The sequence below is a fragment of the uncultured Proteiniphilum sp. genome (assembly GCF_937873925.1).
In the GTDB taxonomy this organism is placed as follows: domain Bacteria; phylum Bacteroidota; class Bacteroidia; order Bacteroidales; family Dysgonomonadaceae; genus Proteiniphilum.
Genome location: NZ_CALNAT010000094.1, coordinates 1 through 10,221 on the forward strand (window position 1 = coordinate 1; position 10,221 = coordinate 10,221).

Annotated in this window: 9 protein-coding genes; 6 read left to right on the forward strand and 3 right to left on the reverse strand. The window is 46.1% G+C overall.

Features of this window, described 5'->3' with window-relative positions; all coding sequences use genetic code 11:
• Positions 1–13: 13 nt before the first annotated feature.
• Together Q0502_RS06550 and Q0502_RS06555 are read right to left on the reverse strand one after the other, a co-directional pair.
• A complete protein-coding gene (locus tag Q0502_RS06550; RefSeq protein ID WP_298648689.1) occupies positions 14–265 on the reverse strand; it encodes a hypothetical protein in 252 nt (83 codons plus the stop codon).
• 458 nt (positions 266–723) lie between these two features.
• Positions 724–2,163, reverse strand: a complete 1,440-nt coding sequence (locus Q0502_RS06555; protein ID WP_298648692.1) for a PDZ domain-containing protein — start codon at positions 2,161–2,163, stop codon at positions 724–726.
• A 152-nt stretch (positions 2,164–2,315) separates the two neighbouring features.
• Here Q0502_RS06555 and Q0502_RS06560 point away from each other — a divergent pair, with 152 nt between their 5' ends.
• From Q0502_RS06560 to cysK, 5 genes are all read left to right on the forward strand, one after another.
• Positions 2,316–2,765, forward strand: coding sequence for a YhcH/YjgK/YiaL family protein (locus Q0502_RS06560; protein WP_298648694.1), 450 nt, complete (start codon positions 2,316–2,318; stop codon positions 2,763–2,765).
• Positions 2,766–2,789: 24 nt separating this feature from the next.
• On the forward strand, positions 2,790–4,796 hold the full coding sequence (locus Q0502_RS06565) for an alpha amylase C-terminal domain-containing protein (RefSeq protein ID WP_298648697.1): 2,007 nt from the start codon (positions 2,790–2,792) through the stop codon (positions 4,794–4,796).
• Positions 4,797–4,926: 130 nt separating this feature from the next.
• A complete protein-coding gene (locus tag Q0502_RS06570; protein ID WP_298648700.1) occupies positions 4,927–5,952 on the forward strand; it encodes a type I phosphomannose isomerase catalytic subunit in 1,026 nt (341 codons plus the stop codon).
• 233 nt (positions 5,953–6,185) lie between these two features.
• On the forward strand, positions 6,186–7,151 hold the full coding sequence (hemH, locus tag Q0502_RS06575) for a ferrochelatase (RefSeq protein WP_298648703.1): 966 nt from the start codon (positions 6,186–6,188) through the stop codon (positions 7,149–7,151).
• Between the two features lie 81 nt (positions 7,152–7,232).
• Positions 7,233–8,180 carry a cysteine synthase A gene (gene cysK, locus Q0502_RS06580; protein ID WP_298648706.1) on the forward strand — a complete coding sequence of 316 codons (948 nt, stop codon included), beginning with the start codon at positions 7,233–7,235 and terminating at the stop codon, positions 8,178–8,180.
• 49 nt (positions 8,181–8,229) lie between these two features.
• Here the strand turns inward: cysK and Q0502_RS06585 are convergent, their stop codons facing one another.
• Positions 8,230–9,462 carry a PLP-dependent transferase gene (locus Q0502_RS06585; RefSeq protein ID WP_298648709.1) on the reverse strand — a complete coding sequence of 411 codons (1,233 nt, stop codon included), beginning with the start codon at positions 9,460–9,462 and terminating at the stop codon, positions 8,230–8,232.
• A 372-nt stretch (positions 9,463–9,834) separates the two neighbouring features.
• Between Q0502_RS06585 and Q0502_RS06590 the strand changes: the two genes are divergently transcribed.
• A partial coding sequence (locus Q0502_RS06590) for a carboxypeptidase-like regulatory domain-containing protein (protein WP_298648711.1) occupies positions 9,835–10,221 on the forward strand: 387 nt, incomplete at its 3' end.

A 10,221-nucleotide genomic window follows, 5' to 3' on the forward strand; every position in this document is an offset into this window, starting at 1 on the left:
CTATCGCTAGCGTTCATCCTGAGCCAGGATCAAACTCTTCGTTGTATATTTGTTTTTTCTTGTTTCCTTGAAACTCCCCCCACCCCGCGGCGCTGCCGCAGGCCGGCAAAACAAACAACCCTGAAAAGATCCGTATCCCCTCGCCCCCGGATTCACGATTCATTCTTTTTTTCCTGTATCCTTTATTGAACGGGTACCATTGTAACCCCGGTCTGCCGGCCGAAGGACGCATAAAACACCGCCCCCCCCGGAAACCTGGGTTCATTGTATACTCTGCTTTGTCTTTTAAAAAACGTGTATGTAAATACCTAAAGATCGCTTTTGGCTTTCCGCTCCCCGGAATAGTTGTTTCCTGAAAGCGGGTGCAAAGATAGAGAGTTTTTTTTGAACTCCAAAACTTTTTCAAAAGTTTTTTCAATATTTTTTCGCATTCGAAACAAAGGAACTGATTTCCAATGGGTACACTTACTTCGTTTCAATCTGCTTGTTTCATTATCTCTATAATGACCGCGCTTTTTGCGCGAAAGGGCTACAAAGATAGTAATTCCGGAGAATAACTTCCAAATATTTCTCCGACTTTTTGAATATTTTTTTACCCGTTATTTTCCGGTCCACAGAGACCAAAAATCAATCTATTCAAAAACAGACACTTGGTAGGCCCGATCTTCCGCATCGGGAATCAGAAGTCTGAAATCGGGGAATTGGGATATCGGATTTGGAATTCTAATATACCAGAATATGCGAACTGGTGACAATTTGCGGAGTTACTGCAAAATTCATCTCATTACCGTCTCGCTGTACAATTATATTAATGGCCACAGGAGCATTCCAGTCGATATACTGGTTAAAATTGAACAGGTAAGAAAATGCCGACCTGTATCGCCGGTTATTGGATATAGCGGTCGACACCGCATTATACTGCCCTACATCCCAGAACATGCAATCTTTGAAACCGTTGGAGTCGGTATATCGGCTGTTTTTATCCCTGAGGTTCATAGTTTCCGCGATAAAACGACGATATCCCTCTGTAAGCGACTGGGAAGTGTGCTCGAAATCCTGTCCCTGTATATTGACCACTACATCTCCCGGTAAAATACCCGCCCTTGCGGCCGGAGAGCCGGGGTCTACGGATACGACGGTCTTGAGGTCATTCATATTGTATCCGATGCCGGTATAGTTGTATTTCAGATAGTTCACCTGATAAGTACCGAACGATTTATTTCCCGGATTCGGGAACTTCTTCAGCAGAAGCGAGAGATTCATTTCCAGATAATCGATCAGGTCGTAATGGCTGCTCAGCCGTTCCTTTACTTCACTTTCCCAGATCAGCATCATTTCCCCCGCTTCAATAAATTTCCTGTCATAGAACCGGTACCCAAACTCAAGATTATAGGCGATATCATCCACCCGAACCGCTTCAGAAGGATCATACACGGGGATTTTCACCATTCTGTTGCTCCTTATATCGAATCGCCAGACCGGCTGGTAACTCCCGTAAGTGGGTGAACCAACCTTGTACATGGGATTATTCTGGTAATTATAATAGGTCTGGATGATAAAATCGGGATCACCCGGATCATATTGCAGCCCCACCTCGGCCAAAGCGCGGATAAAAATAGCGTTGATCCGCTCATCAAACTGCCGCGTACTTTCACTGGAAGGGGAAAAAGCGAATGTGCGGTAATTGTGAAAGAGCGCACTTTCATTGACAGTTGTTTTTACCGGTATCAAAAAACGCCTGTTCTGCACATCTTCCAGACTGTAAAATGCAAATACGGGCGCCAGCTGTGCTTCGGTGATCGCGTTAACGTGGCGGCAATCCTTTTCGATAGTAATCTCTTTAAAAGCATGTTTGAAATTACGGATGGCAACGTTCATTTTGTGCGGATCCTGGTTGAACCACGACAGGATGGTTTGATATGATTTCAGATAGGTTCCGTTATGATTTACAGAGAGGATAATATCGTTCAGTTTCAGTCCTGCCCTTTCGGCCGGGGAACCGGGAGTAATATCCACAATAACAGGCTCTTTGTATCCCCAGCTTTTATCCTCACTGATTTCAAATGTAAAACCAAGGCCGCAGGTAACCTCCGAATTCTGTGCAGGTAACTGTCCCGTAAAAATAAAAATAATAAAAAAAATAACCGAAAAAATTCGTTTCATTACTAAGATATCTGTTTGTTAAACTTGAATTGCAAAGATATGCATTTTTCTCAATTTTATTTTGCGTACGCTTTTTTACTGTCAAAAATTGAGAGAAATATTTACAATTTCTTATCTTTGTCCAATTGGATTCATATTTAACAAAAAGAACAATGATTGTTGACAACCTTGTGAATGCAGCCAACTATTCCAGCCTGCATCCGCTTTTTGAAAAAGCTTTCGAATTTATCAGGCAGCTTGATATCAACAATGCGGAGACCGGTATAACGGAAATCGAAGGAAATCTGTTGAAGGCTTCTGTCGTTGAAACAAAGCTGAAAACGGCCGGGGAAGCAAAACTCGAAACACATAAAAAGTTTATTGATATACAGATACCGGTTGCGAAAGCAGAAACGTTCGGATGGAAATCCCTCTCATCGCTGTCACAACCAAAAGAGGGTTATGATGTAACCAATGATATTGAGTTTTTCGACGACAAACCCTCGACATTTGTAACCCTTATGCCCGGTGAGTTTGTGATCTTTTCGCCGGAAGATGGACATGCTCCTCTGATAGGTGAAGGAGAGACTAAAAAAATCATTATAAAGGTAGCTGTGACTTAGTTCCTTTTTATTCTCATTCAGACAATGCTTAACATCATTAAGAACGATCACTGGCTCAATCCCTATGCCGAAGCAATTAAAGGACGCCATAATTTTTATCTGAAACGGCTGTCGGACCTCACCCGGGAAGGCAGGACCACCCTCTCCGATTTCGCGAGTGGTTACCTCTATTTCGGGTTACATAAAACAGGTGATGGGTGGGTATTTCGCGAATGGGCTCCGAATGCTGCGGAGATTTTTCTTGTGGGTACCTTCAACGATTGGCAGCGGCAGGAATCATTCCGTCTGAAACGGAAGGGCAATGGCGTTTGGGAAGTAAAAATACCAGCCGGATACATTCACCACGAAGACCTTTATAAGCTGCACGTAAGTTGGGAAGGAGGTTCGGGAGAACGAATTCCGGCGTGGTGCAGGCGTGTGGTGCAGGACAGGCAGACGCTGATCTTCAGCGCACAGGTGTGGGAACCTGAAAACGGATACATCTTCCAACATACGGGTTTTAAACCGGATTGTTCACCCCTGCTCATCTATGAAACCCATATAGGTATGTCTACGGCGGAAGAGAAAGTGGGTAGCTACAACGAATTCAGGGAAAATATACTGCCCCGGGTAAAAGAAAACGGATACAACGCCATCCAGATCATGGCTATCCAGGAACATCCTTACTACGGCTCGTTCGGCTATCATGTTTCCAGCTTTTTCGCACCCTCCTCCCGGAACGGTACGCCCGAGGAACTGCGCGAACTGATCGACACGGCGCACGGGATGGGCATTGCCGTCATTATGGATATCGTCCATTCACACGCTGTGAAGAATGAAACAGAGGGTATAGCGCGGATGGACGGAAGCTACGATCTCTATTTCCCCCGGGATCCGGGCAGAAGGATCCATCAGGCCTGGGATTCGCTCTGCTTTGATTACGGAAAAAACGAAGTGCTGCACTTCCTCCTTTCCAACTGTAAATATTGGCTTGAAGAGTTCCGGTTCGACGGATTCCGGTTCGACGGCGTTACCTCGATGCTGTACTACAGCCATGGCCTGGGCGAAAATTTCAGTTCATACGGCGACTACTATAACGGGCATCAGGATCCGGACGCCATTTGTTACCTTACCCTCGCCAATCAGCTTATCCATGAAGTAAATCCCCAGGCTATCACCATTGCCGAAGAGGTAAGCGGTATGCCCGGCCTGGCATTGGATATACAATCGGGAGGCTATGGATTCGACTATCGCATGGCCATGAATATCCCCGACTTCTGGATCAAAACGATCAAGGAGAAGAGAGACGAACAGTGGCATCCTACCACCATCTGGTGGGAAACGACCAACCGCCGCGCCGATGAAAAAACCATTTCCTACGTGGAGAGCCACGATCAGGCGTTGGTGGGCGATAAAACCATTATTTTCAGGCTGATCGATTCCGATATGTACTGGTTCATGTCGAAACTGACGACCAGTTCCTATGCCGTAGACCGAGGTATCGCACTACATAAGATGATCCGCCTGGTAACGGCAACCACCATCAACGGAGGTTATCTCAATTTTATGGGGAATGAATTCGGGCATCCCGAATGGATCGATTTCCCCCGGGAAGGCAATCACTGGTCTTATAAATATGCCCGCCGACAATGGAATCTGGCAGACGACCGCAACCTGAAGTACCATTACCTGGGGGATTTCGACAAGGCGATGATACGGCTCATCAGGTCTGTTACCGATTTTCAGGCATTTCCGTTAGTGAAGATCTGGGATAATGACAATGATAACATTTTGGCATATATGCGGAAAGAACTGCTCTTTGTCTATAATTTCAACCCGCAGAAATCGTACAGCGACTACGGTATCCTGGTTCCCGCAGGCGAATATGAGATCGCGCTCGATACGGACAACCAACAGTTCGGAGGTTTCGGACTGAACGACGATACCCTCCATCATTTCACAATGTACGATCCGCTCTATGCCAAGGATAACAAAGGGTGGCTGCAACTTTATCTGCCTGCCCGAACAGCCATAGTAATGAAACGAGTATGATAGTTAATGTGCCAATAAAACTAATGTGCCAATGACCAATCAATATTATTCAATCTCATCAGGTCTTGGTTCTGGTGTTACATACACCATTATATAAATAAAATAATCGTATAACAATATAAATAATCATATGGCCAACAATACCCACAATACAACAGGGAATGCATCAATCAATAACGGTACGCTTTACCCGTTTAAATTCGAACCTATCCTTAAACCGGTTATCTGGGGCGGATCGGATATCTGCCGCTTCAAAAAGATAGAACCTCTCAGGGAGGGCATCGGCGAGAGCTGGGAAATTTCGGGTGTGCCTGGCAACATTTCCCATATCTCCAACGGCCATTTAGCCGGCACATCGCTCGATGAATTGCTCAGCCGTTGCGGAGAGGAACTGGTCGGGAAAAAAGTATATCAAAAATTCGGAAATACTTTTCCCCTGCTTATTAAATTCATCGACGCCCGTGACGACCTTTCCATTCAGGTTCATCCTGATGATGCGCTGGCAAAAGAGCGGCATGGCTCCTTCGGAAAAACCGAGATGTGGTACGTCATCAACGCGGCGCCGGGAGCATTCCTTTATTCCGGCTTCCAAGAAAGCATTACACCCGAAGAATATCCGGAGACTGTAAAGAACAATACTTTCACCGATAAACTCAAGAAATACGATGTGAAGGCCGGAGATGTTTTTTATCTCCCTGCGGGACGTGTGCACGCTATCGGCGCGGGATGCTTTATCGCCGAGATTCAGCAGACATCCGATATCACCTACCGGATTTATGATTATAACCGTAAAGATGCCGCCGGAAATAGCCGCGAACTCCATACCGAACTGGCAAAAGATGCTATCGATTTCAAAGTATATGACTCATATAAAACAAATTACGACAACAACATAAACCATCCCGTTAAATTAGTCACATCTCCCTATTTCACTACCCAACTCCTGGAAATAGATAGCCCGATGAAACGGGATTATACCACACTCGATTCGTTCGTAATTTACATCTGCATGGCGGGCCACTGCACTGTAAAAGATGATAAAGGAAACAGCGAAATTATCCGCCAGGGGGAATCGATGCTTATTCCGGCAGATACGCAATCGGTGACGATTATACCGGATGAATTTTCCGAATTGCTGGAGACTTATGTGGAATAAGGAAGACCGAGTAGAGAAGAGTAGAGAAGAGTAGAGAAGAGAAGAGAAGAGAAGAGTAGAGTAGAGAAGAGAAGAGAAGAGAAGAGAAGAGAAGAGAAGAGAAGAGTAGAGAAGAGTAGAGAGTAGAGAGTAGAGAGTAGAGAGTAGAGAGTAGAGAGTAGAGAGTAGAGAGTGGAGAGTGGAGAGTGGAAAGTGAAAAATGGAATGCAGAACAGATAAACCGGAACCCGGATATGAAAGGTATACTATTAATTAATGTGGGAACTCCTGCGAGCACAGAAAAAAATGACGTAAAGGAATTTATCGGCGCCATGCTTTCAGACCCGTTTCTGACGGGAAAACCCGAATGGTGGTCAACATTCCTCGCAAAAAATATCATCGCACCAAGCAGTGCATCGCGGGTCTCTGAAAAATATAAACTGATCTGGCACAACGAAGAGACGCCTGTCTCTCCCCTGGTCTATCACATGCGGAAATTAGCGCAAAAACTGGAAGAACAAAAGGGGCTTCCAGTGGAGATCGCCATGCGTTACGGAGAGCCGGATATTACTTCCGCCTTCCGGGAACTGGAAAAAAAATGCCCGTTACTGCATGAGTTAATTGTTTTTCCGTTATATCCTCATTATGCCCAATCTACCACTCAGACATCGAAGGAAATGACAGGAAATATCTTCTACAGACATCCCCACTCTTTCAGGCTGAAATTTGCCGAGCCGTTTTATAACCATCCTGCTTTCATCCATGCACTCACATCGCATGCGAAACCCTACCTGGAAGATATCGATAAACTGGTATTCACCTATCACAGCCTCCCGCTGCCGCAGGTAGAGGCCGGATGGAAAAAAGGAAAGGAGTATGATTATGTTTATCAATTGAAGGAAACGAACCGGTTATTCTGTGAAAAACTGGATATCGATCCGCATGATACATTCCTTTTCTATTCCTCACAGAGGGGCAAAAACTGGTTGAATCCTTTTCTCAACACCGATATTGGCGATCTGCCCAAACTGGGGTGGAAGAAAGTGGCCGTGATCGCTCCGGGCTTTCCGGTCGATAATATGGAAACACTCTACGATATCGATATAGAAGCGCGTAAAATATTTATGGAGGCAGGGGGTGAAAAACTCACTTTCATCCCGTCACTGAACAGCAATGACTTTTGGGTAGAGGCCATCTGGAAAATTATAGAAAGGACCTGATGTTCAAAAATACCATGAATGTGCTATTTCACTCTTCAATAATACCTTTTATTTTTGTCGTAAATTTTAATATTTATACTTATGACAAAAATAGCAGAGAAATTGACAGATTTAATCGGTAATACCCCCTTACTGAAACTCAGCCGGTTTGAAAAATCCGAAGGAGCCAAAGCCAATCTTATAGCAAAACTGGAAAGTTTTAATCCTCTGGGAAGTGTGAAAGACCGCATTGCACTGGCCATGGTTGAGGCTGCCGAAAAGAACGGGCTGTTGGAACCCGGTTCGGTCATTATCGAACCCACAAGCGGCAACACAGGTATAGGACTTGCATTTGTAGCCTCCATCAAAAAATACCGGCTTATCCTTACCATGCCCGAAACAATGAGTCTCGAAAGGAGAAACCTGTTAAAAGCGCTCGGCGCCGAACTGGTATTAACACCCGGTCCCGAAGGAATGAAAGGCGCCATTGCAAAAGCGTCACAACTACAGGCCGACCTGCCCGGTTCTGTTATCCTGCAACAATTCGAAAATCCCGCCAATCCGGGGATACATTATAGCACTACGGCTGAAGAGATATGGCAGGACACCGGTGGGCAAGTAGATATCCTCGTGAGCGGAATCGGGACGGGCGGAACTGCGAGTGGTGCAGGAAAACGGCTGAAAGAGCTGAATCCCGATATCAAAGTGGTCGCAGTGGAACCTGCGGACTCACCCGTACTTTCCGGTGGTGCACCCGGACCCCACAAGATCCAGGGAATCGGCGCCGGCTTCATCCCTGCAACTTACGATGCTTCTGTTGTGGACCAGGTGATCGCCGTGACCAATGATGATGCCATTCGCACCAGCCGGATACTGGCTTCAGTAGAAGGGTTGCTGGTGGGGATCTCATCGGGGGCAGCAGCATATGCCGCTCTTCAACTATCCCAAAAGGCCGAAAACGAGGGAAAAAATATCCTGGTAGTATTGCCCGACACAGGAGAACGTTATCTCTCCACCCTGCTTTACGCGTTCGATGAATACCCGTTGTAGGGAAAGGAGAGTATGCGCCTGTAACGGAATAAATCCGGAAATCGGGTGATTACCGTGCCAATGCCTGACGGATATCCCCAAAGAGACTGTCAACGCTCTCCAACCCTACCGACAATCGGATTGTTGTTTCTTTCACATCCATCATTTCGCGCTGTCCGGCGGTAAATGTCCCGAAAATGGTACTTGCCGGATGGATGATAAGCGACCGGTTGTCGAAAAGGTTGGTGGCGCGGCGGATCAGTTTGAGTTTATTCAGGAAACCGAAACATCGTTCTTTCGATTCCAGGTCGAAAGTGAGCATTGCGCCGGGATAATCTCCGAATTGTTTTTTGCTCACCTCATAAAAAGGATTGCCCTTTAATCCGGTATAGTTCACGCCTTGTATTTCCGGCAGCGATTGTAATTTTCCGGCCAGTTCCTTACATGCGGCGGCCTGCCTTTCAAAACGCACCGGCAATGTCTCTAAACCGATAGATTGTACATAGGCTACTTCGGGTGTCATGTAAGCACCCAGGTTCCGGTGTACTTCTTTGCGTAACCGGGTGTGGAATGGCGATCGCGATGAGTCGGCAAGGGCTTGTAGCAGGGGAGCCCGGTATTGATCGAACAGGCCGTAATCAATGATCAACCCCCCAAGACTGGTCGCTCCACCCGAAATATATTTGGTACTCGACACCACCTCGATGTCCACTCCGAAATCAACGGCGCGAAAAATGGGAAAAGGAACGATCGTCGTGTCGGCAATCAGCGGCACATGCTTATTGTGGGCTATCCTGCCCAACTGCTCCAGGTCGGCTACTTCCATCTGCGGATTGGTGATCACCTCCACAAACAGGCCGCAGGTACGTTCATCGATAGCTTCAGCCACCTCCTCCAGGTTGGTCAGATCACAGAACCGCACCTCCACGCCGAATGCATTCAAGGTTTTCACGAAAAAGGAATAGGTATTGCCGAAGAGGTGGCGCGAAGTGACCAGATTACTACCGCTCCATGCCAGAGTGATAAATGTATTACTGATTGCCGCCATACCCGAATTGAGAGCGGTAACCCCATAAGCGCCGGTAGCCCTCTTCACCCGCTCTTCAAAATATTGCACCGTAGGGTTAGTGACACGGGAATAGGTATGTTCTTCCGTCCGCCCGCTGAAAGCAGCTTCCATCTCTTCGGCAGTCGAAAATTCATAAGCCAGCGCATGGTAAACGGGCATCGAGAGAGCGCCATAGGCGTCCCGCTTCGGATAGGGCGTACTCAACAGTTTCGTTTCATATTCTTTTTCGTTCATTATTTCAATAAAATTAGACTATTTCTGCGCTCGACATAGGCAAAACAAATTTTATCCCTGTATTGGCTTATCGAAATAGTACACTTACATTCGTCGTTTTCAATTTTTAATTTCCAAAGGTACAACAGAAGATCGGGAATAGAGGCGGGATTGGTTGTTAAAATAACATGAATTCCACAAAATAGTCCGGGCACGCCTCCTACTATCACAAATCACCGCGACCGTCCACAAGGCTATACATCATATTTTTAGCCCTATTCATCGATAGAAAACGGCGGTTCATCTATTCCATTTGCAGCACATTCGGTTTAACCATATTTTTGCTAATAAATAAAAATATCTATAATTGCTCATCCACTACCACGAATATAGATGAAAAAAAGGTCAATCATATTCATATTGACGGTTGTTTGTTCTCATCTGTTGGCCGCACAATCACCCCAGAGGGGAACGGTTACAGGGAAAATTATCGACGCAGAAAACCTTCAGCCCATATCCTCCGCCACGATCCGTATACTTCACCAAAAAGACAGCACGCTGGTCACCGGTTTATCCTCCAAAACAGACGGCTCGTTTTCTGTCTCTGTCGATCATGGCGCTTATATAACCCAGATTTCTTTTATGGGCTATCAGGATATATTCAGGGATATCTCCGTCACGACCTTGCAACCATCCGTCCGTTTAGATACGATCTCCCTGCATGAAAGTCCTATTTTACTGGAAGAAGCCGTCATCACAGCACTACCTCCTGAAATTGTA